Annotated in this window: 19 protein-coding genes; 15 read left to right on the top strand and 4 right to left on the bottom strand. The window is 60.0% G+C overall.

Annotation, left to right across the window (positions count from 1 at the left end; genetic code table 11):
- Window positions 1–87 precede the first annotated feature (87 nt).
- The 7 genes from AC061P_RS12770 (at window position 88) to AC061P_RS12740 (ending at window position 7488) form a co-directional block, all read left to right on the top strand.
- Window positions 88–981: a carbohydrate ABC transporter permease gene (locus AC061P_RS12770; RefSeq protein WP_009773313.1), complete on the top strand. Its 894-nt coding sequence runs from the start codon at window positions 88–90 to the stop codon at window positions 979–981.
- Between the two features lie 2 nt (window positions 982–983).
- Window positions 984–1802, top strand: coding sequence for a carbohydrate ABC transporter permease (locus tag AC061P_RS12765; RefSeq protein ID WP_480391371.1), 819 nt, complete (start codon window positions 984–986; stop codon window positions 1800–1802).
- A 105-nt stretch (window positions 1803–1907) separates the two neighbouring features.
- Window positions 1908–3197 (top strand): ABC transporter substrate-binding protein, encoded by a 1290-nt coding sequence (locus AC061P_RS12760; protein WP_480391370.1) that lies wholly within the window; start codon window positions 1908–1910, stop codon window positions 3195–3197.
- 73 nt (window positions 3198–3270) lie between these two features.
- The gene (locus tag AC061P_RS12755) at window positions 3271–4437 is read left to right on the top strand and encodes a mandelate racemase/muconate lactonizing enzyme family protein (protein WP_009773310.1); all 1167 of its coding nucleotides are present in this window, start codon (window positions 3271–3273) and stop codon (window positions 4435–4437) included.
- Between the two features lie 12 nt (window positions 4438–4449).
- Window positions 4450–5511: a LacI family DNA-binding transcriptional regulator gene (locus tag AC061P_RS12750; RefSeq protein WP_449647616.1), complete on the top strand. Its 1062-nt coding sequence runs from the start codon at window positions 4450–4452 to the stop codon at window positions 5509–5511.
- A 13-nt stretch (window positions 5512–5524) separates the two neighbouring features.
- The gene (locus AC061P_RS12745; protein WP_480391369.1) at window positions 5525–6508 is read left to right on the top strand and encodes a thiamine pyrophosphate-dependent dehydrogenase E1 component subunit alpha; all 984 of its coding nucleotides are present in this window, start codon (window positions 5525–5527) and stop codon (window positions 6506–6508) included.
- A complete protein-coding gene (locus AC061P_RS12740; protein ID WP_480391368.1) occupies window positions 6505–7488 on the top strand; it encodes an alpha-ketoacid dehydrogenase subunit beta in 984 nt (327 codons plus the stop codon). The genes AC061P_RS12745 and AC061P_RS12740 overlap by 4 nt, the downstream gene beginning before the upstream one ends.
- 112 nt (window positions 7489–7600) lie before the next feature.
- Here the strand turns inward: AC061P_RS12740 and AC061P_RS12735 are convergent, their stop codons facing one another.
- Entirely contained in the window at window positions 7601–7831 is a 231-nt protein-coding gene (locus AC061P_RS12735; protein WP_449647613.1) for a DUF3073 domain-containing protein, read from the bottom strand.
- 155 nt (window positions 7832–7986) lie between these two features.
- Between AC061P_RS12735 and AC061P_RS12730 the strand changes: the two genes are divergently transcribed.
- The 4 genes from AC061P_RS12730 (at window position 7987) to AC061P_RS12715 (ending at window position 11607) form a co-directional block, all read left to right on the top strand.
- Window positions 7987–9108 (top strand): NAD(P)-binding domain-containing protein, encoded by a 1122-nt coding sequence (locus AC061P_RS12730; protein ID WP_449647612.1) that lies wholly within the window; start codon window positions 7987–7989, stop codon window positions 9106–9108.
- A gap of 85 nt (window positions 9109–9193) precedes the next feature.
- Entirely contained in the window at window positions 9194–10105 is a 912-nt protein-coding gene (locus AC061P_RS12725) for a pseudouridine-5'-phosphate glycosidase (RefSeq protein ID WP_449647611.1), read from the top strand.
- Window positions 10106–10120: 15 nt separating this feature from the next.
- Window positions 10121–10993, top strand: a complete 873-nt coding sequence (locus AC061P_RS12720; protein WP_480391367.1) for a carbohydrate kinase family protein — start codon at window positions 10121–10123, stop codon at window positions 10991–10993.
- Complete coding sequence (locus AC061P_RS12715) at window positions 10990–11607, top strand: phosphoribosylanthranilate isomerase (protein WP_480391366.1); 618 nt, start codon at window positions 10990–10992, stop codon at window positions 11605–11607. Before AC061P_RS12720 ends, AC061P_RS12715 begins: the two co-directional genes overlap by 4 nt.
- A gap of 43 nt (window positions 11608–11650) precedes the next feature.
- On the opposite strand, the gene AC061P_RS12710 is transcribed toward AC061P_RS12715, so the two are convergent.
- A complete protein-coding gene (locus tag AC061P_RS12710; RefSeq protein ID WP_480391365.1) occupies window positions 11651–12034 on the bottom strand; it encodes a fluoride efflux transporter FluC in 384 nt (127 codons plus the stop codon).
- Window positions 12031–12471: a fluoride efflux transporter FluC gene (locus AC061P_RS12705; protein WP_480391364.1), complete on the bottom strand. Its 441-nt coding sequence runs from the start codon at window positions 12469–12471 to the stop codon at window positions 12031–12033. The genes AC061P_RS12710 and AC061P_RS12705 overlap by 4 nt, the downstream gene beginning before the upstream one ends.
- 98 nt (window positions 12472–12569) lie before the next feature.
- Between AC061P_RS12705 and AC061P_RS12700 the strand changes: the two genes are divergently transcribed.
- Window positions 12570–13211, top strand: coding sequence for a hypothetical protein (locus AC061P_RS12700; protein WP_480391363.1), 642 nt, complete (start codon window positions 12570–12572; stop codon window positions 13209–13211).
- Here AC061P_RS12700 and yczE read toward each other — a convergent pair.
- Window positions 13201–13839 (bottom strand): membrane protein YczE, encoded by a 639-nt coding sequence (gene yczE, locus AC061P_RS12695; RefSeq protein WP_480391362.1) that lies wholly within the window; start codon window positions 13837–13839, stop codon window positions 13201–13203. The genes AC061P_RS12700 and yczE overlap by 11 nt on opposite strands.
- A 61-nt stretch (window positions 13840–13900) precedes the next feature.
- Between yczE and yczR the strand changes: the two genes are divergently transcribed.
- The 3 genes from yczR (at window position 13901) to AC061P_RS12680 (ending at window position 21301) form a co-directional block, all read left to right on the top strand.
- Window positions 13901–15322 (top strand): MocR-like transcription factor YczR, encoded by a 1422-nt coding sequence (gene yczR / locus AC061P_RS12690; RefSeq protein WP_449647604.1) that lies wholly within the window; start codon window positions 13901–13903, stop codon window positions 15320–15322.
- A gap of 140 nt (window positions 15323–15462) precedes the next feature.
- The gene (locus AC061P_RS12685) at window positions 15463–18618 is read left to right on the top strand and encodes an efflux RND transporter permease subunit (RefSeq protein ID WP_480391361.1); all 3156 of its coding nucleotides are present in this window, start codon (window positions 15463–15465) and stop codon (window positions 18616–18618) included.
- A 457-nt stretch (window positions 18619–19075) separates the two neighbouring features.
- Window positions 19076–21301, top strand: a complete 2226-nt coding sequence (locus tag AC061P_RS12680; RefSeq protein ID WP_480391360.1) for a DEAD/DEAH box helicase — start codon at window positions 19076–19078, stop codon at window positions 21299–21301.
- Window positions 21302–21643 lie beyond the last annotated feature (342 nt).

Here is a 21643-nt window from a genome sequence, read left to right as displayed (position 1 = left end):
ACCTTTCCAGAAACGTTGACAGGACGAATGTAACCAACTTACGCTCTCAACGAAAGCCCAATTGCGAACTCCCGAGGAAATCCACGAATGGCAGCAAAGACGCGCACCCGATCGAAAGTGACCAGCCCCGGTCAAGCTTTCGTCCTGCCCCAACTGCTGCTCATCTTGGCGTTCATCTTCTGGCCCCTTTGCGCTGTCCTCTATTACTCCACGACTCAATACGACGGCCTCTCCGAGCCCATCAACGTCGGGCTCGACAACTTCATCTTCTTGGCAACCTGGCCAGATTTCTACCGCATCCTCCTCAACAACCTCCTCCTCGTTGGCGGCGTCGTGGTTTGGGTGCTTGTGCCCTTCGTGATGGCCATCGCGGTCTTTCCTATGAAGGCTGCTTCAACCATTCGCGCGATCCTTTACATTCCCGCGATGCTCCCACCCATCATCGTCGGTGGTGTCTTTCGCATCGTTCTCGCCGACGAAGGCCCGGTCAACTCCGGCCTTCGCGCGGCGGGACTGGGATTTCTTGCTCCCGGCTGGTTCACCGACCCCAACTTTGTGCTCATTACCGTTGTGGTCGTGATCGGCTGGGCAACACTCGGAAGTGGAGTTCTGTTTTACTCCACCGGGCTCGCCGCAATCTCCCCAAGCTTCATTGAAGCCGCTCAACTCGACGGCGTGAACCGCTGGCAGATGATCTGGCACATCTACCGCCCGGCGCTTCGGCCCATCACGCGTTTCTGGATCCTGCTGCTCACGATCTCCACGGTCACCGGATTCTTCCCCTGGATCTATGGGCTCACCCAGGGCGGCCCCGGTGTGGCATCAACCACTCTCGACTATGCGATCTATGCCACGCTCAATCAGGGATCAACGCTGGGGCGCGGAGCCGCGATCGCCGTTGTCAGCCTCGTGTTTATCGCGCTAATTGTGCTCATCCAGGCGGGAATGCGACGCATCCGCAAGACGGAGGAGTGGAACTAGTCATGAAGAAAAACAACTGGTTCGAGACCGTTATTGTCGCCGTCGCTCTCGTCGTCGTACTTGGCCCGATCCTGTGGGTGGTGCGGGTAGCACTCAAGCCCACCGCGGAATACGTGGGTGAACCGGCCAACTTCGGCGGCACCTGGACCTTCGAGAACCTGACTACCGTGTGGGTCACCGGCGGGATGGCTCAAGCAATCCTGCACTCCACGATCACCGTCGGGGTCGGGGCAACACTCGCGGTCGCCCTCGCTGCCTGCACCGGATTCGCCCTAGCGCGCTATCAATTCATGGGCCGCCGGCTCACCATTGCATTGACGACCGGGGCAATGTTCCTGCCTGCTGCAGCCCTCGTCATCCCCATGTTCGAACTCCTCCAAGTGTGGGGAATGCTCGACTCGCTCGTCTGGCTTGGAGTCGTTTACGGGGTCATGTTCTCGGCATGGGCAACCGTCTTCATGCGCTCGTTCTTCTCACAATTGCCGTCTGAAGTTTTCGAAGCGGGAGATGTGGATGGCGCTGGCCCGATCCGGCAATTCGTCTCCATTGCACTGCCCATGGCTCGTCCCGCTCTAGCAACCGCATTCATCCTCACGTGCTTCTTGCAGTGGAGTGAGCTGCTACTTGCTCTGCTGTTGCTTCCCTCAGGGGACACGCCAACTGTCGCTGTTGCGATCGCGCAGTTTTCGTCACAGTTCCGCACCGGGGGACCGCTCACGGCGGCCGCCATGCTCGTGGGCACTGCCCCGGTGTTATTGCTCTTTGTCGTAGGACAGAGATGGCTGCAAGCAGGGGCCATATCGGGGGCGGTCAAGGACTGAATCTCAGACCGCCCCCTACCCCATGGGTTGATCGCAAGACCATCCCCGCACGACCCCAAGGTGGGCAAGGAAGCACATCACAATCACACTATGGAGGTAAGACCAGTGTCACAGATATTTACGAAACGACGTGGGCTCTCGATTGCTGCGGCAATCGGTGTCGGCGCACTGCTCGCAGGCTGCGCCGGTGGCGACAGCACAGGGTCGGCCGACGGCCCCATCACCCTTCTCACCAGCGGAGACGCTGACACAACTCAGGGCCAAGGCAAGGCAATGAACGACATCATTGCGCTGTTCACAGAACAAAACGGAATCGAGGCAGAACAGGATCGAGTTCCCTTCGATCAGTTCTTGGCATCCGCAACAACAAAGGCTCGAGCAGGAAAACTGGGCGACGTTGTCGAAATGCTGCCCGGTGCCAACTTTGAGTCACTGTTCAGCTCGGTAGCCGACCTCAGCAAAGACCAATTCGCCGACGCTGATCTTCTCAGTGGATGGTCCGCCACCGTCAAGGATGTCGCCGACGACTCCGTATTCGCGGGCGTTCCGGTTGGCGCCCAGGGCGTCGTTTGGTACTACAACAAGGCGCTCTTTGAGCAGGTTGGGCTCGACCCCGAAACGCCACCGGCAACGTGGGACGACATGCTCGCAACGTGTGACGCCTTCAAGGCCGAAGGTATCTCCCCGATCGGAATGTCGGGAAGCGACTCGTTCATCCTCTGGTGGGCCTGGTCGTCACTCTCCCCGCAGTTCTTCTCCACCGACGACGTGAACGCTGTTCGCTCGGGAGACATCGCCCTCAACGACGACCGCTTCCTGGAATCGTTGCAGCCACTGCTCGACTCCTACAACGCTGACTGCTGGAACGACGACTACGCCGGCAAGAAGTTCACGGATGTCGAAGCAGACTTTGCTGCAGGCAAGGTCGCGATGGTCCCAGGGCTTGTTTCTAACGCAATCAACTGGAAGGTGTGGGACGACAAACTCGGTACCGACGCCTATGGAGTCTTCAACGCACCCAAGGTTGCCGGAACAACCCTTCAGGGTCAGTTCTTCAACCCGGTCTTGATGTACGGAGTTAGCGCAAAGTCGGCGAATCCCGAGGCTGCTCTGAAGCTCATCGAGACCATGGCATCCGCTGAGGGTCAAACCATTCTGCTGAAGGAAGCAAGCCAGTTTCCGAACCGCACCGACGTTGATGTTGTTGGCGTGACCGGGAGCACTGGCGCAGGCCAGATTCTCGACATCGTTGATGCCGTCGGCGGCGTCGATGTTGCTCAGAACCAGTTCAACGGTGCTGCGCAGTCTGCTTCTTGGACGAACCTCACCCAGACGATGATCTCGGGTGACCTGGCTGGCTTCCTCGACAACCTCGAAAAGCAGCAACGCGGCTAACTGCGATTGACGACGAGACCGAGCCATCACCCTCACCACACGCGTGGTGGGCGAATAACGGAGTTCACAGAATATGCATGATCAACGAGTTCACGCTGAACGCGATCCGCTGGATCCACAAGCGCACGGCCTGACGATAACCCGCATCGAGACGATCCCCATGGTCGCACCGCTTGCCCGAGAGTTTCGCGGTAGCCACTACCACATGACTCATCGCGCAACCATTGTGACCAGGGTTCATACCGATGCGGGGATCATTGGAGAGGCCTATACCGGGGATGAACACGAGACGATGTTTGACATCGATCGCATCATTCACGAAGAACTCGCGCCAACGCTGATCGGCCAAGATGCAATGGCCATCGAGCGCCTGTGGGATTCCGGGTACAAAGTGACCTTCGATATTCTCCGTGACCGCCGGCTCGGTCTCGTCGCCCTCGCCGCAGTAAACACCGCCATCTGGGATGCCGTAGGTAAAGCCCTAAAAATGCCCCTCTGGAAACTGTGGGGTGGGTATCGCAATGAGCTACCGATGATCGCCATCGGTGGTTACTACGGCGAACCCCTCGGAAGCATTGCCGACGAAATGCACAACTATCAGGAGCTCGGCCTCGCCGGCGTGAAATTCAAAGTTGGTGGGCTCAGCGCGGCAGAAGACGCGGCACGCATCACCGCAGCCCGCGAGGCCGCTGGCGATGACTTCATCATCTGCATCGACGCCAATCAGGGATACAAACCTGCCGTCGCTGTCGACCTGAGTCGTCGGATTGCTGACCTCAACATCCGCTGGTTCGAAGAGCCCGTGGAGTGGCACAACGATAAACGGTCGATGCGCGACGTGCGCTATCAGGGCTCAGTCCCAGTCTGTGCTGGCCAAACCGAATTCAGTGCAAGCGGATGCCGCGACCTCATGGAGACCGGAGCAATCGACGTGTGCAACTTTGACTCGTCGTGGTCAGGCGGACCGACCGCATGGTTGCGAACCGCCGCGATCGCCACCTCCTACGACGTGCAAATGGGGCACCATGAAGAACCGCAGGTGTCTACGCACTTGCTGGCGAGCCAGCCTCACGGCACAATCGCCGAGTGTTTCCACCCCGATCGCGACCCGTTCTGGTGGAACATGATCACTAACAGGCCAAAACTCAACAACGGCACCCTGACCCTGAGCGATCGCCCGGGGCTGGGCTGGGATCTGAACTGGGACTACATCGACCAGTATCGGGTCTCGAAAGACTAGGTGGACAAGAACATGAACGATCACTCTGGAAACCGGCGAGGCGCTAACGAGCGTCGGTCAACGCCGCCACTTCGCCGAGCAGGTATGCGTGAAGTGGCTGAGCGTGCTGGCGTCGCTATCTCGTCGGTTTCTCGAGTGATCTCCGATCATCCTGATGTCAGCGACAAGATGCGCGAACGCGTTCTCGCTGCGATCGAGGAGCTGGGTTTTCAGCCGGACGCGTTGGCGCAAAGCCTGCGCACTGGCGAGAGCTTCACGATCGGGTTCGTTGCCGCCGACATTGGCAACCCACTGTTGGCACAGATCGCGATGGGCGCTGAGCGGGTGCTTCGTCAGCGCGGATATTCGATGCTGGTCGCCAACTCATTCAACGAACCTGGTCTCGCGCTCGAACAATTGAGGTCGATGGAGCAACGGCGCATTGATGGGCTGCTGATTTCGGTCAGCGATGAGACTGATGAAGCGCTCAATAAGGCACTGGAATCGGCGCACTATCCCATCACGCTCATTGACCGTGAGATCGCAGCAACCTCAGCCGCTGCCGTGCTCAGCGACCATGCCACCGGCATCCGTGCTGCTGTCGAGCACCTGATTTCTCTGGGGCACCAATCCATTGCCCTCGTGAATGGCAGCTCGCAAGTGCGCCCGTCGCGGGAACGAGCCGAGACTCTCGCAAGAGTTGCTGGCGAGCATCCGAATATCACCTCAACGATTCGCATGGGTGACTTCAGCGCTGAGCACGGCTACAACGCCACTAAAGAACTCATGACAGCGTCGGATGCTCCTACCGCTCTCATCGCGGGAAGCAACCAGATTCTCGTGGGGGTACTCCGCGCGCTGCGCGAACTCTCGCTCAGCATCCCCGCGGATGTCAGCCTCGTGACGTGCGATGACGTTGCGCTGTCAGAGTTTCTTACCCCTGCAATCAGCACCATTTCGCGTGACCCGGCCTTGATTGGGCGCACAGCAGCTGAGCTTGTGCTTGCTCAACTTTCTGGCGATGCCGGTGCAGAAACCCATCTGCCCACAGGATTCCGAACCACAGACAGTTGCGGTCCGCCGCGACAGAAGTAGAAAGTTTAAACCCATGACCTATCATTCCGTGAGCCCCACGCTTGCCGATCCGATGCCCGCAGACGCCCTTGAGCTGTTGCGTTCCATGTATGAGATTCGTTTCTTCGAAGACGAAATCATGGGGCTATTCAGTCAGAATTTGGTGCGCGGAAGCACCCACCTGTGCCAGGGGCAGGAAGCGGTGACGGTGGGTGTGTGCAGTGCGCTGAGCCCAGGCGACACCATGACGTGCACCTATCGCGGCCACGGAGCCGTGCTCGCTATGGGCGCCCCTCTAGACCGCGCCTTTGGAGAAATTTTGGGGCGTGCGGGTGGGTTGTGTGGAGGCAAAGGCGGCTCCATGCATCTTGCCGACGTTTCCGTTGGTGCGCTGGGATCGAACGCGATCGTCGGCGGCCATCTCCCGACAACGGTGGGCGCAGCGCTGGCAGCGAGCTATCGCGGGACCTCCGAGGTGAGCGTCGCCTTCTTCGGTGACGGATCAACAAACATTGGCGCATTCCACGAGTCGCTCAACCTGGCATCCATTTGGAAGCTGCCCGCCATCTTCGTGATCGAGAACAATCAGTACGGCGAATACTCGACCGTGGCATCAACGACCCCCATTGATCGCTTGAGCGATCGTGCAGCGTCCTACGGAATGCCCGGCGTCTTCGTCGATGGCAACGACGTGATTGCCATGCGCTCGGCAACCAAGACCGCCGTCGAGCGTGCGCGTGCCGGCGAAGGCCCGACACTAATCGAGGCCGATACCTATCGCCACAACGGACACTCGCGAAGCGACCCCGCGAAGTATCGCCCAGAAGACGAAGTGAAGTCGTGGTTCGCGCGCGACCCGATTGTGCAATTGCGAAATGCCATTGAAGCGACTGGTGGAGCGGATGCTGCTGCCGCAGTGGAGCGCACGGCTCACGCCGATGTCGAAGCTGCCCGCGATCTCGCCCTTACCTGGCCAGAACCCGAACTTTCTGCCGGAATGGAGCACATCTACTCATGAGCGACACCCTCAACTATCGCCAAGTCATCGCGCGCGCCATTGCTGACGAGATGCGCGAAGATCCCGACGTGTTCATGATCGGTGAAGACATCGGTGCGGCCGGTGGCGCGTTCAAAACCGCTGCTGGGCTGTTCGAAGAGTTTGGTCCGCGCCGCGTGCGCGATACCCCGATTTCAGAGCAGGCAATTGTCGGAGCCGCTCTTGGTGCCGCGATCATGGGACTTCGCCCGGTGGCCGAAATCATGTTCGCCGACTTTGCGGGGGTTTGCTACGACCAGATCGTTAATCAGGTCGCTAAGCACCGCTATATGACGGGTGGCCAAGTCACCGTGCCGCTGACCATCAGAATGGCAAACGGTGCCGGTACTGGTTTCGCGGCTCAACATTCTCAGGCTGGCGAGAACTGGTTCCTCAACGTTCCGGGCCTCAAGATCGTGGTTCCGTCGACAGTAGAAGACCTTTACGGACTGTTGCGTGGCTCTATTCGCGACAACGACCCGGTGCTCTTCTTCGAGCACAAGGGGCTCTTCTCGCTGAAAGGCTCGGTGCCAACGGGAGACGCAGCGGTTCTTCCGCTGGGGGTGGCATCCGTCGTCCGTGCCGGTAAGGACATCACTATTGTTGCGACCCAGCAGATGCGGCACCGTTCTGTCGAGGCGGCCGAGGCGCTCGCCGCGGTTGGCATCGCGGCTGAAGTTATTGATCCTCGAACGCTGATTCCGTTCGATGATGACGCGGTTGCTCGTTCACTGGCGAAAACTTCGCGGCTATTGGTGGTTCAGGAATCCCCGCAAGACGGCAGTTGGGGCGCATCATTGGTCTCCCGCATGACTACACAACACTTCACGCTTCTGGATGCTCCGCCGTCGCTGCTCTCCAGCCCCGACTCACCTGTGCCCTATGCCGGTGTGCTGGAAGAGGCATGGTTGCCCTCCGTTGAGGCGATTGTGGCGAAGGCAAAAGAATTGGTGGCGTTTTAGCCGAAAGCCCACGCACAAAAAGTCGAACGCCCGGCCCTCGAGGGGTTAGGCGTTCGACTTTTGTGGTGAAACTGCGTTTATCGTGAAGTTTCGTGTGTGGCAAAGGATGTTGTTAGGCGCTTCGAGTTTCCTCGTCGTCTTCGTCATCTTCGACATCGTATTCATCGCTGGAGGAAGCTCCAGCTGAATACTCAGGCCACTTTTCACTATCTTCGGAGACAGGAGCTGAACTCTCTGACCCACTTAATTCTCGGGCAAGCGCGCCATAGTTTGTGTCTGGGCTGAAGTACTTCAAATCCCGAGCAACCTTGGTGTGCTTTGCCTTCTGACGGCCGCGTCCCATGCGAGACCCCCTCATACTTCTGTCCCGGTGCACTGACGGTGGCCAGCGAACGAGCGAACAGGGATGGATGAAAACTAACCCACAGTTTAGCACGACGGTTACCTATCTCTTCGTGGTCTATGCACAGGTGGCCCGGTGGCGGGTAACGTTAGCGCGTGACATCCACTCTCGAAACCGACACTTCAGTCGTCGTCATCGGTGCAGGTCAGGCAGGCCTCTCTGTTGCCTACTACTTGCGTCGGCTCGGGCTAGACCCGGGTAACGACTTTGTGTTGCTCGACCGCGGCCCAAACACGGGTGGTGCGTGGCAGTTTCGGTGGGAAGCATTGCGCATTGGTTCGGCCCACCGCATCAACGATCTTCCGGGCTTTGACGAGTTGGGTTTGAGTTTCGAGACCGCTGACAAACACATGCCAGCAAAAAAGGTTGTCGCAGACTATTACCGCGAATACGAAAAGCACTACGACTTCCAAGTGGTTCGCGACGCTGACGTCATCTCTGTCGAAAACGAGGGCGAGCACTTGCGAGTCACCTTCGTCCTCGACGGCGAAGAAACGAAATCGGTCACGACCACGACCGTTGTGAACGCGACCGGCACGTGGGGTGCTCCGTTCATCCCCTGGTACCCGGGCCTCAAGTCATTCGACGGTCGCCACCTCCACACGAGCGAGTACAAGAGCGCCCGAGAGTTCACCGATCAGAGCGTTGTTGTTGTTGGAGGGGGAACCTCGGCAATCGGCTTCTTGCTTGAGCTCGAAAATGTTGCCAAGAACCTGACGTGGGTCAGTCGCCGCCCCATCGATTTTCTTGAAGACGGCGGGCTCAACCTTGAAGCTCGCAAAGAAGCAGTACAGATGCAAGACGAAGCGGCCCGGGCGGGACGAGCGCTTCCCAGCATTGTTAGTGGCACCGGCGTTCCGCGCACCCGTCGTATCCAAGCCGGTATCGAACGCGGTGTGCTGACCCCGCGCCCCATGTTCTCCAGCATCGAGCCAGACGGGGTGCGGTGGAAAGACGGCGCCTTCCAACAAGCGGATGCCATCATCTGGTCGACAGGATTCCGCCCAGAATTGCGTCACCTCGCGCCCCTCAAGCTTCGCGAGAAAGAGGGCGGGGTCTCTGTCGGGCAAGGCGTTGCCTGGAAAGATCCTCGCGTCTTCTTTGCCGGGTACGGACCTCAAGCATCCACAATTGGGGCGAACCGGGCGGGGCGGATGATCGCCAGACAGGTCATCGCTACGCTCAGCAAAATTCAGGCAATGAAAAACGGCCGCTAAAACGCAATGACTCGTTACGGTGGGGAGTGAGGCGAGCCTCCATCCGTGCATCAGCGAAGAGCATCTGTGAAGAAAGTGATCGACTATGTCTGAACCCGTCATCCATGTCGCCCAAGAAGTTCAGGATGCGGTTCGTGAGAATCGTCCTGTTGTCGCTCTCGAGTCCACGATCTTCACTCACGGACTCCCTCGACCGCGCAATCTTGAGGTCGCGTTGGAAGCCGAAGCCAGCCTTCGCGCGCAGGGAGTCACTCCGGCGACGATTGGTGTCTATAACGGCGTACCAACGGTAGGACTCAGCACGGAGCAGATCACGACTCTGTCGAACTCGGATGACATTGCCAAAGTGAGCCTGCGCGACCTGCCAGTCGTGCGTGCACTCGGCAAACACGGCGGCACCACTGTGGCAGCGACGGCATTTCTCGCCCATCACGCGGGAGTGAAGGTGTTCTCGACCGGCGGCCTCGGCGGGGTGCATCACGGAGCCTCCGAGACTTTCGATGAGTCCGCGGACATGACGACACTGGCCCAGATTCCGATACTGGTCATCAGCGCCGGGGTGAAATCAATTCTTGATATCCCCGCAACGCTCGAACGCTTCGAGACCCTCAACATCCCCGTCATCGGCTATGGAACGACGAAGTATCCGGGCTTCTACGTCACTGACTCAGGATTCACGATCGGCTACTCGGTTGACACCCCCGAGGAGGCTGCTGCGATTGTCACGGCACGCGACGAACTCGGGCTGCCGCAGTCTGTGCTGCTGGCTAACCCCGTTGCCGCCGACAAGCAACTGCCGCCAGAGCAACTTGACGACATCCTTGCGCGGGCGTGGGCTGAGGCCGACAAGCAGGGCATTAGTGGCAATGCATCGACACCGTTCTTGCTCGACTTCATTCAGAGGGATACCCACGGCGTGAGCCTGGATGTCAATGTCGAGGTCTATCGAGGCAACGTTGCTCTCGGCGGGCTCGTTGCCGCGGCGCTGACCCGCTAGGGGCAGGGAGCAATCGTGTTGGGAATCCTCGGAGATCTCGTCGAAGACGTCGTTGTTTGGTTGTCGGAACCACTCAGGCATGGCACAGATACGGATGTCGAAATTTTTCACACTCGGGGCGGCAGCGGGGCGAATGTTGCCAGCTTTGCCGCACGGCTCGCCCCAACCCGATTCATCGGGTGCGTTGGTGATGACAATCTCGGGGACTCGCTGGTTCGCGACCTCGAGGCTGAGGGCGTTGATGTGCGTGTGCAGCGCGCAGGGGCTACCGGAACTATCGTCATTCTGATTGATCAGGATGGCGAGCGCAGCATGCTGCCGAACCGGGGAGCGGCGACGCTGCTCGATGAGGTGCCTGATGAGTGGCTTGATGGGCTTGAGCTTCTGCACGTCTCGGCGTACTCCTTCAACGGCAGTCCGGTTGGCGAGACCACAGTCGACGTGATCCGTCGTGCCAAGGCGAGGGGAATTCTGGTGTCCATCGATGTCGCTTCCACGGGGATGCTCGCCCAATTCGGGGTCGAACCGTTTCTTGAGTTGATGGCTGATCTTCGCCCTGACTTTCTTGTGGGAAATAGGAGCGAAACGGCGTTTCTGGGTTTGGTCGTTGACGGCGAGCTCGGCCCTCACGCCGCTCGGCTTCCGGACACCATCGTGGTCACCAAAGCGGGCGCCGATCCCACCGTCGTGCACCGACCCCACGGCGAGCGAGTTGAGGTTTCGGTGCCGATCGTGCAGGAGATTCGCGACCTCACGGGTGCCGGCGACGCCTTTGCTGCGGGATTTCTGATTGCCTATCTCGCGACTCGTGGCCTGCACGAAGCCTGCGTCGGCGGTCACGAGTCTGCCGCCCTCGTTCTCGCGTCCCCGGGAGCATCAATCAGATGAGTCAACTATTTGTAAAGATTTGCGGGATCTCTACCGAGGATGCCACCGCCGCGGTAGCTGAGAGCAGAGCCGACGCTATCGGCTTCGTATTTGCGCCAGGCAGCCCACGCTTCGTCACTGCCGAGCATGCGCGTTCACTCGCCGCTGAGTTGCCGTCATCGATCGAAACCGTGGGAGTCTTTCGCAATCAGCCCATCGAAAGCGTGCTGCGGACCGCGAGCAGCGCTCGCCTCGCAACCGTGCAGCTGCACGGCGACGAGACCGTTGCCGATTTCGATCGTCTTCGTGCCGAGGGCTTTGGCGCCATTCGGGCGATCTCGATCGATGAGTACCGCAAGCTCAGCGGCACCGGCGAACTGCAGTCAGACGACCGGCTGCTGATCGATGCCGTCACGCCCGGAGGTGGAGCCACTTTCGACCCCGGCTTGCTTGAGGGCGGCGACCTGCCAAGATCGTGGGTCCTTGCGGGCGGATTGACGCCGATCAACGTCGTGGAATTGGTTCGAGCCGCGCATCCGACCGGTGTTGATGTCTCAAGCGGTGTCGAATCACGTCGTGGAGTGAAAGACCCTGCCCTGATTCGCGCTTTCGTTGACGCAGCGCGGACGATCTGATTCGCGCAGCTGCCTAGTAGCGCAAAGTGGGAGCGGTCAGAGCCTAGCGCTCGGTGGCGAGAGCGATGAGCCAAAAGTAGGTTGCTGCTGCAGCACCGATACCAACGATGAGGTTGGCCGCAATGCTGAGGAGTGCGGTGCGAACCCGCTTCATTGTGATGAATTGCATCGTCTCAACGCTGAGAGTGCTGAAGGTGGTGAGTCCGCCGCAGAGTCCAGTGAGGAGCACAACCTCAAGGTTTGGGTCGATGGTGCCGACGTGCGCGAGGCCGGCGAGAAGTCCACCGAGCGCCGAGCCAACTACGTTCACGGTGAGCACGGCCCAGGGGAAAGTTGTGTTCGAGGCGAAGGCGCGAGATGTGAGATAGCGCAAGACTGCCCCGGCGGCACCCGCGCCAAGGATTGCGACAACTACCCCGGAGGTCACTCGTTCACCAAGTCCGCCTGCATAGGTTCACTCACAACAGGCGCACGAGAGTCGTCATCGTTGAAGGGCGCTCGACGAGTGCCAAGCCACAGCCCGAAAGCTGCTGCGGCCAAACCGAGAACCATTGTCGCGGCGATGTAGATGACAGCAAGGATCCACTGGTCGACACCGAGGAGGTGCACTGCGGCGACAGCGAGCGCCGAGAACGTCGTGAATGAGCCAAGCATCCCGGCACCGAGCCCAGCGCGTGCCCATGACGGCGAAGGGCGCCACATCGCTGCCACGATGAAGGCAAGCACAAAGCTGCCAATGATGTTTGCGATGAGTGTAGACACCGGGAAAAGATCGTCACTCGTCATAAAGGCGAGATCGAGAGCGAAACGCATTCCCGTGCCGAGCGCGCCACCAATCGCAACAGCAACAAGGTCCCGAATCATCGCGTGCCCTTTCGGTGGTCCGTGGCGGTTGGCTCGCACTGTCACCTTATGACAAAACGGCACCTCGCCGTGGGGTGTTGCGGCCCTAGACTTGCTCCATGCCCCGCACTGCGTCACGTCGCCGCTTGTGGCCGTGGATCGTACTGGTTGTTGTTCTGGTGCTTCTCGTGCCGATCGCCATAATTGTGGTGCCGATCCTTACGCACGAGAGTGCTGGTCAATCGAATCAGCAGCAGACGGATGAGCAGTGGCCGCTCTCCGTAACGGCCAAGGGCGACGATGGGCGAACGCGCACTCTCAGCGTTGCCGGTGAGGACGGTGAGCCGATCGACACTGAGGCTCTCGTGCGCGGAGAACGGGTAGTCGTGACCGGTACCGGCTATGACGGTTCGCAGGGCGTTTATGTTGCTGTGTGCGTCATCCCCACAAGCGCCGCCGAAAAACCAGGCCCCTGCATTGGCGGTGTCCCCAGTCAGCAGCAAGAAGACGTTGCAGCAGGCACCGTGCAGTGGGCTCCCAGCAATTGGATCAACGCCGATTGGGCGTGGCGTCTCTTCGGCGCTCGCAGTTTTGATGACAGTTCTGCCGGCACTTTCACCGCCTACCTGGAACTGGGCGACCCCCTCGGTGAGGATGCCGATTGCATCACTAATGCCTGCGGCATCTACACGCGCAATGACCACACGGCACTCAATGACCGTGTTCAGGATGTCTACGTTCCGGCGCAGTTCAGCGAATAGCGGCCTCGGCCGCCGTCTCCGCAGTGGGACTGATCGCAGCACGCACCATCAGCCGGGGGATCGTAAAGTGCACGATCGGGCCAATCAGCAGCGCGAATGCGAGCGTGCCCCAGCCCAGGTTTCCCCCTAGGACGGCACCGATGGTGAGCACCACTAGTTCGATGCTGCTGCGAACAACCCAAATCTTGCCACCATATTTGCGGTGGATGCCCGTCATGAGGCCATCGCGGGGCCCTGGCCCGAATCGCGCACCCAGATAGAGGCCGGTTGCGATGCCGAGGAGCAGCAAGCCAGCGACGAAGAGCAGGATGCGGGGGAGGAGCCCCTCAACATCGGGCAGTATCCAGAGCCCGATTTGAGCACTCGGGCCGACGAGGGCAACGTTGAAGACGGTGCCGATTCCGGGTTTCTGGCGAATAGGGATCCACAGCAGCAGCACGATTAGCCCAATGATGTTGGTGACGAAGCCAAAGGGAATGCCGGTGGTGAGCGAGACACCTTGGCCGAGAACATCCCAGGGTGCGACTCCGATTTCGGCGCGGATCATGAGCGCAATGGCGAAGCCGTACAAGAAGAGCCCGAAGGCGAGTTGGAGCACACGGCGAGCCATGATGAGGCGAGGAGTCATAAACATATCCAATTACGCGATTGGACTCTGAACAAGAGGCCAATTCGGCTACTCTGGCCTCATGAATAGCCTTTCTGCGCGTGCATTGGTTGTGATGATGGGCGAATGGAGGTCCGCAGCATCCACTTCGGCTTATGTGGCTGTTGCCGACCGCATCCGTCTCCTTGTCATGGATGGCCGCATCCTGACCTCAACGCGACTTCCTGCTGAGCGGGAGTTGGCGCTCGCTCTCGGGGTGAGCCGCACCACGGTGACGGCGGCGTACTCGTCGCTGCGCGAGGGCGGCTACGTCGAGAGCACGCGTGGTTCGGGAAGTGTTGCGCAGCTACCGCACCGATCGTCGCTGATCCCCGATGCTGCAGCCCCGCAGATGCTAGATTTCAGCAAATCCACTATGTCGGCGGCGCCCGAAGTGATTGCCGCGTCTCGCCTCGCAGCCGAACAGCTTCCCGCCTATCTGGGCGAGTCTGGTTTCGATCCGGTGGGAATTCCGGTGTTGCGGGAGGCCATCGCGCAGCGCTATGCCGACCGCGGTCTGCCGACGAGTCCCGACCAGATCATGGTCACCCTTGGCGCCCAGCACGCGATCGCGCTCATCTCCCGCACCCTCATGTCTCGCGGTGACCGCGCGCTCATGGAGAATCCGAGCTACCCGCACGCCCTCGATGCGCTCCGTGCTGCCGGTGCTCGCCTCGTTCCCGTTGGTGTCTCGACCGAGACGGGGTGGGATGCGCTCGCCGTCGAGCAGGCCATCCAGCGCACCAGCCCGTCGCTGGCCTACTTGATGCCCGACTTTCACAACCCCACCGGGCAATCGATGCCCGATGAACTTCGCGGAAAGCTGCTCTCGCTTGCCGCACGCCACGGCACTGCCGTGATCGCTGACGAGACGATGGCTGAGCTCAACCTCGATGGCACCGGCAACCGACTGCCATTCGCTGCTCATGGCAATGCGATCTCGGTGGGGTCGGTCGGCAAGACGGTGTGGGGTGGTTTGCGCACCGGCTGGATCCGCGCCGACCACGCCACCATTCGCCAACTCGTTCGCGCACGCTCTGCTGGTGACCTCGGAACCCCACTGCTTGAGCAACTTGTCGTCACCAACGTTCTCAAAGATTTCCCGTCAATTCTGGATGCCCGACGCACGTCACTGCGCGCCGGTCGCGAGCACCTCTCCTCCCTCCTCGCCGAGCAACTGCCGTCCTGGCAAGTGCCCCACACCCCGGGTGGAATGACCGCCTGGGTTGGGCTCGGCCAACCTGTGAGCTCTCAACTCGTTTTGGCGGCCCGCAACGAAGGGCTCGTGATTGCTGCCGGACCACGCTTCGGCATGGACGGGGCCTTTGAGAGATTCCTGCGCATTCCCTTCAGTGGAAACTCTGCAGAACTGGAACAGGGTGTCTCGGCACTGGCCGCCGCCTGGTCGACAGTGATGCGGCATCCGTTCTCGCCGGCGAGTAGCGAACTCGCCAACGTCGTTTAGTCCACAAGTAATCTCGCGAGAGTACGCGGAATACCTAACGTGCTGAGAGAATTGACTGAACCAGCATGTGGTTGCCCGTGAAAATGGTCGGCCGTGTGTGAACCGACGCGTCCGCGACCCACAGCAACGAAAGTCTCCTCGTGCATCTGCTCTCCGTATTCTCTTTGCGCAACCGAGCCCTCATTGCGCTCGTCACCATCGTCATCGGAATTTTCGGTGGGGTGGCGCTGACGTCGCTCAAGCAAGAGCTCATCCCATCGCTCTCGCTGCCGCAGATCTTCATCATCTCGACCTACCCGGGTGCTTCACCCGCCGTCGTCGATAAGGATGTCTCCGCGCCCATCGAGGCCGCGATTCAGGGAGTGCCCGGTCTCGAATCGACCACGGCAACATCGAACTCCAACTTCTCGAACATCTCCGCGTCGTTCGACTACGGCACCAACATCGCCACCGCCGAGCAGAAAATCCAGCTCGCAATCAACCGCATCTCAGGCCAGTTGCCTGACTCTGCCACCACTCAGGTCTTCACGTTCAACTTCACCGACCTGCCCGTCGTTCAGATTGCTGTCTCGAGCGACCTCGATGCCAAAGAACTGTCTCGCAAGCTCGAAGCATCAACGCTCGTTGAACTCAACAAGCTGGATGGCGTCAGTGATGCCAGTCTGCTTGGCACCTCAACGCAACGTGTGGTCATCACTCCCGATGCCGAGAAGCTCTTTGCGAATGGACTAACCAACGCAGACATTCGCTCGGCCCTCGACGATAACGGCGTTCTCTTACCGGCCGGTGAGATTACCGAAGACGGCCAGACCCTCACCGTTCAGGCCGGAAACCGCATCATTTCAACCGATGCGATCGCTGCTCTTCCGCTGCTCGGCGGTACGAACACCGAAGTCGTGACTCTCGCAGATGTTTCTCAGGTCGAGGTGATTGATGATCCCCAGACTGGAATCTCGCGAGTCGATGGTCAAGACGCGCTCACGATCGCCATCACCAAGAGCCCGGCAGGCAACACGGTTGCGGTATCGCAAGCCGTAAACGACCTCATCCCCGAACTCGAAAGTGCTCTCGGGAGCAACACCACGTTCACGGTGGTCTTTGACCAGGCTCCCTTTATTCAAGAGTCAATCAATAGCCTCACGACCGAAGGCCTCCTCGGGCTCGTCTTCGCCGTGATCATCATTTTGGTGTTCCTGCTGTCGATCCGCTCGACACTAGTTACCGCAATCTCGATCCCGGCATCCGTGCTCATCACCTTCATTGGAATGCAGGTCTCGGGCTACACGCTCAACATCATCACGCTCGGTGCGCTCACCATCTCCATTGGTCGTGTGGTGGATGACTCGATTGTGGTCATTGAGAACATCAAGCGCCATGTGTCGATGGGCGAGCCAAAACTGCAAGCCATCCAGACTGCCGTCAAGGAAGTTGCGGGAGCGATCACGGCATCCACCGTGACCACGATCGCTGTGTTCTTGCCGCTCGCGCTCGTCGGAGACATCACGGGCGAACTGTTCCGCCCGTTCGCTCTGACGACGGCAATTGCTCTCGCGGCATCACTCTTCGTTTCACTCACGATCGTTCCGGTGCTCGCCTACTGGTTCCTCGGAAACAAGGTGGCACCGCGTCACACCGAGGAAGCCGTCGAGCACGCTCATGCCGTCAGCATGCCTCAGGCGGAGAAGATAACCGCGTTGCAGCGCGGGTACCTCCCCGTAATCAATTGGACGCTCAAGCGCCCCGTTGCGACTCTTCTTGTTGCCGTTCTCCTGCTGGGCGGAACCGTTGCCCTCATCCCTTTCATGAAGACCAACTTCATCGGTGACAGCGGCCAAAACACTCTCACCGTCAGCCAGACGTTGCCGCTCGGTGCAAGCCTTGAAGCGCGCGACGAAGCAGCGAAGAAGGTCGAAGAGGTGCTCATCGACCTCGACGGAGTCGAGACCGTGCAACTATCCATCGGTTCAAGTGGCGGATCGTTGCGGGCAGCATTCTCGAGCGGCGGTGCGAGCACCTTCTCGCTCACCACAGACCCTGAAGTCGACCAGGTCGAGCTTCAAGCAGCTGTGCGTGATGCTGTCGCCAAAATCGACGACGCCGGCGAAGTAACTCTTGCTTCGGCATCCAGCGGGTACGCCTCGAGTGACATCGAGATCAACATCACCGCAACGAGCGATGCCGAACTGCGTGAAGCATCGGATGCCCTGCTCGAGCAGGTGCGCGACCTCGATGTCGTTGCCGAAGCAACAAGCAACCTCTCGGAACAGCAGCCCTTCATCTCGATCACGGTAGATCGTGACAAGGCTGCAGCCCTCGGACTCAGTGAAATTGCTGTCGGCGGAATTGTTGCCGGTGCGATGAACCCCAGCGCTGTCGGCAGCGCCGTCATCGACGAATCGACTCTGTCGATCTACATCCTGAACGAGATCGCGCCCGTCACCATTCAAGAGTTGCGCGACTTCCAGATTCCGAGTGCCGCCGGTCTTGTTCCGCTCACCGATGTCGCGACCGTCGATGTCGAAGACGGGCCAGCGAGCATCACCTCGGTTAAGGGAGTGCGCAGTGCGACTCTCAGCGTGACACCGGGCAGTGACGACGTGGGAACGGCATCCGCTCTGGTTGCTGCCGCTGTTGATGAAGCTGATCTGCCTGCTGGTGCTTCGGCATCACTGGGTGGTGTTGCCACGGAACAGACGGATGCGTTCCAGCAGCTCGGACTTGCCCTCCTGATCGCGATTCTGATCGTCTACGTTGTGATGGTTGCGACCTTCAAGAGCTTGCGTCAGCCACTGCTCTTGCTCGTCTCGGTACCCTTCGCGGCGACCGGTGCGATTGCGCTCCAGGTCATCTCTGGCATCCCTCTCGGTGTTGCATCGTTGATTGGTGTGCTCATGCTGATCGGTATTGTCGTGACGAACGCGATCGTGCTTGTCGACCTCATCAACCAGTACCGAGTGAAGGGTATGCGCGCTCGCGAAGCCATCATTGAGGGCTCGTCTCGTCGACTTCGCCCGATCCTGATGACGGCCGCGGCGACAATTTTCGCTCTGCTTCCTCTCGGTATTGGCCTCACGGGTGAAGGCGGATTCATTTCGCAGCCGCTCGCGATCATCGTGATCGGTGGCCTGGTCTCGTCGACACTCCTCACGTTGGTCGTGCTTCCGGTTCTCTACTACCTCGTTGAAGGTGCCAAGGAACGTCGCGAAGACCGCAAGGCCGCTGGTACAGATCGCAAGAGTCGTCGCGCCGCCAAAAAGGCTGGTCGCGAAACTAGCGCAGTGGGTGCCACCGGCTAAGGTTTCTGGCTAATCCATTTTCCTCAGATGGCCTAGGCTGATCTGGGGGAAATGGAGATTCTGTCATGAATTTCGCGTGTCTGCTAAAGGACACCTTCGCGTTGCAATTCGCGGTGAACTCGCGCCTCAAATAGCGCGGAGCCTCCAATCGATCCTCGCTATCGAGAGCGCAATGAAGTAATGTAGATAAGTCGGCTCAAGACAGCGCGAAATCTCGCGTATGGGTTTGTAAGTCTTGCGGGCCGGTTTGTCAGCCAATCCAGCTGATGACAATCACACGAATGTATGTGACGGCCTCGGTCAAAGACTGCCCGGGTTCAGAAGTGCAGTGCACGAACGCTCAAGCTAGTTGGAAGATGCCTAATCAGCGTCTACCAAATTAAATTGGTGAGCGTTAGCGTGCGCGCGTACTCCACGCACTAGATGTGTTCCATCTACGAATAACCCGGAAAGAACTATGCCTAATTTCAATAAACCTGCCACCGGCCGTGGCGGAAAAAACTTCAAGTCTGCCCCTAAGGGCGGCGGCGGAGCACGCAGCGAAGGCCACCGCGGATTCCGCCCAGACCAGGGCGAAGCGCCCAAGCGTCGCTGGAGTGCCGACGACCGCGCTGCACGTACCGGGGACCGCAACACTGGTGGAGCCCGTGGCGGCCGCGACGAACGTCGCCCCGACTGGACTCCCCGCGAAAAGCCTGCCCGTGGTGGACGCCCCGAAAACGGCGACCGCAACGATCGTCCCTCCTACGGTGACCGCCCGCAGCGCAACGAACGCGGAGCATATGGCGACCGCCCACAGCGCAGCAGCGATCGTCCTTCCTACGGTGACCGTCCCGAGCGTGGAGGCCGCCCGTCCCACGGCGACCGCAACGAGCGCCCACAGCGTGATTCGCGCCCCGAACGTGGCGGCTACGCCGGTCGTTCAGAGCGTCCCTCGTATGGTGACCGTCCCGACCGCGGTGCATCTGCTGGCCGCAGCGAGCGTCCCTCCTACAACGATCGCAACAGCTCTGGCCGCAACGAGCGTCCGTCTTACAACGACCGCAATGCCGGCGGCCGCAGCGAGCGTCCCTCGTATGGTGACCGCCCCGACCGTGGCTCGCGTCCCTCCTACAACGATCGCAACAACTCTGGTCGCACTGAGCGTCCGTCGTACAGCGACCGCAACGACCGCACTGAGCGTCCCGAGCGCAGCGAGCGCCCGTCTTACGGCGACCGTCCCGACCGTGGCGCCTCTGCTGGTCGCAGCGAGCGTCCGTCGTACAACGATCGTGCCCAGCGCACTGAGCGCCCCGCCTACAACGAGCGCCCCCAGCGTTCAGAGCGTCCCTCCTACAGCGACCGTCCTGACCGTGGCTCGCGTCCGTCGTACAACGACCGCAACGACCGCCCGCAGCGTTCCGAGCCGCGCGAAAGCTCGTACTACCCGGCCCGCGATGGCAAGTCGTCGCACTCGCAGCAAGAAGATGTTGTTCTTGAGCGTCTCGTAGCCAAGACCGTTACTGCCAGCGATGTTGAAGGCAAGTCCTTCATCGACCTGGGTATCGGCTCGAACATTTCGCGTCAGCTCGCATCCATGGGTGCAGAGTCGCCGTTCCCCATCCAGGCAGCAACCATTCCAGACGTTCTCGCCGGCAAGGATGTTCTTGGCCGCGGAAAAACCGGATCGGGCAAGACCATTGCTTTCGGTGCGCCCCTCGTTGAGCGCCTCATGGAAAACAATGGTGGCAAGGATCGTCAGATGGGCCGCAAGCCGCGCGCCCTCATCCTCGCTCCGACTCGTGAGCTTGCTCAGCAGATCGATCGCACCATTCAGCCCATCGCTCGCAGTGTTGGCCTGTTCACCACGACCATCGTGGGTGGCGTTCCTCAGTACAAGCAGGTTGCAGCCCTCACCCGTGGCGTCGATGTCATCATCGCGACCCCCGGCCGTGTTGAAGACCTCATCGAGCAGGGTCGTCTCGACCTCAGCCAGGTGAAGGTCACTGTTCTCGACGAAGCAGACCACATGTGCGACCTCGGGTTCCTCGAGCCCGTTCAGCGCATCCTGCGTGAAACCAGCGAGGGCGGCCAGAAGCTGCTGTTCTCGGCAACCCTCGACAAGGGTGTTGCCACTCTCGTCAAGGAATTCCTTGTTGACCCGGCCGTGCACGAGGTTGCTGGCGAAGACCAGGCTTCTTCCACGATCGACCACAAGGTTCTGCTCATCGAACAGCGCGACAAGCGTGCGATCATCAAGCAGCTTTCCGCTGGTACGGGCAAGACTCTCGTTTTCACCCGCACGCGTGCGTTTGCTGAAGAGATGGCCGAATTCTTGAGCATGGGGGGAACCCCGGCGACGAGCCTTCACGGTGACCTCAACCAGTCGCGTCGTACCCGCAACCTGCAGATGCTTACGAGTGGCAAGGTCAACGTGCTCGTCGCGACAGACGTTGCAGCCCGCGGCATCCACGTGGATGACATCAGCCTCGTTATTCAGGCCGATGCTCCTGAGGAGTACAAGACGTACCTGCACCGCGCTGGCCGTACCGGTCGCGCAGGCAAGGCTGGAACCGTTGTCACGCTCATCCCGCGCAACCGTCGTCGCAAGATGGACGAACTCCTCGGCCGCGCCGAGATCGATGCAGAGTCGGTCGACGTAGCGCCTGGTGATTCGTTCGTCGACAAGCTGGCTGCGCTCTAACAAGCAGACCGCTCACTCGAGCACACGAAAGCCCCGGATGCCCCACTCATGTGGTCGGCAGCCGGGGTTTTCTGCATTCGTGGGGTGTGGAAAAGTTCCGTAGTCTGTAGTATCAATAGTGATATCAAGTACCGTGACGAGTACAGAGAAGTTGTTAGCTCAAATGAGGCGCTCTCCGAAAGGGGTGCGGTTCGCAGATCTTGCAAAAGTCTGCGATCAGTACTTCGGCGAGGCACGGCAGGTCGGCACATCGCACCGCGTGTATCGGATGCTGTGGCACGGTGATCCGCGCGTCAATATTCAGAACGACCATGGCAAAGCAAAGCCATATCAGGTGAAGCA

It is taken from the genome of Rhodoglobus sp. G.S.4, assembly GCF_056619605.1.
The sequence above is the reverse complement of the archived record's forward strand: the minus strand, read 5'-3'. Positions and strand labels throughout refer to the sequence as shown.

Bases quoted from the DNA above. Each gene is read 5' to 3' on its own strand.
- AC061P_RS12770 (WP_009773313.1), top strand. From the start codon at position 88: ATGGCAGCAAAGACGCGCACCCGATCGAAAGTGACCAGCCCCGGTCAA.
- AC061P_RS12765 (WP_480391371.1), top strand. From the start codon at position 984: ATGAAGAAAAACAACTGGTTCGAGACCGTTATTGTCGCCGTCGCTCTC.
- AC061P_RS12755 (WP_009773310.1), top strand. From the start codon at position 3,271: ATGCATGATCAACGAGTTCACGCTGAACGCGATCCGCTGGATCCACAA.
- AC061P_RS12750 (WP_449647616.1), top strand. From the start codon at position 4,450: ATGAACGATCACTCTGGAAACCGGCGAGGCGCTAACGAGCGTCGGTCA.
- AC061P_RS12745 (WP_480391369.1), top strand. From the start codon at position 5,525: ATGACCTATCATTCCGTGAGCCCCACGCTTGCCGATCCGATGCCCGCA.
- AC061P_RS12740 (WP_480391368.1), top strand. From the start codon at position 6,505: ATGAGCGACACCCTCAACTATCGCCAAGTCATCGCGCGCGCCATTGCT.
- AC061P_RS12735 (WP_449647613.1), bottom strand. From the start codon at position 7,831: ATGGGACGCGGCCGTCAGAAGGCAAAGCACACCAAGGTTGCTCGGGAT.
- AC061P_RS12725 (WP_449647611.1), top strand. From the start codon at position 9,194: ATGTCTGAACCCGTCATCCATGTCGCCCAAGAAGTTCAGGATGCGGTT.
- AC061P_RS12715 (WP_480391366.1), top strand. From the start codon at position 10,990: ATGAGTCAACTATTTGTAAAGATTTGCGGGATCTCTACCGAGGATGCC.
- AC061P_RS12705 (WP_480391364.1), bottom strand. From the start codon at position 12,471: ATGATTCGGGACCTTGTTGCTGTTGCGATTGGTGGCGCGCTCGGCACG.
- AC061P_RS12700 (WP_480391363.1), top strand. From the start codon at position 12,570: ATGCCCCGCACTGCGTCACGTCGCCGCTTGTGGCCGTGGATCGTACTG.
- yczE (WP_480391362.1), bottom strand. From the start codon at position 13,839: ATGACTCCTCGCCTCATCATGGCTCGCCGTGTGCTCCAACTCGCCTTC.
- yczR (WP_449647604.1), top strand. From the start codon at position 13,901: ATGAATAGCCTTTCTGCGCGTGCATTGGTTGTGATGATGGGCGAATGG.
- AC061P_RS12680 (WP_480391360.1), top strand. From the start codon at position 19,076: ATGCCTAATTTCAATAAACCTGCCACCGGCCGTGGCGGAAAAAACTTC.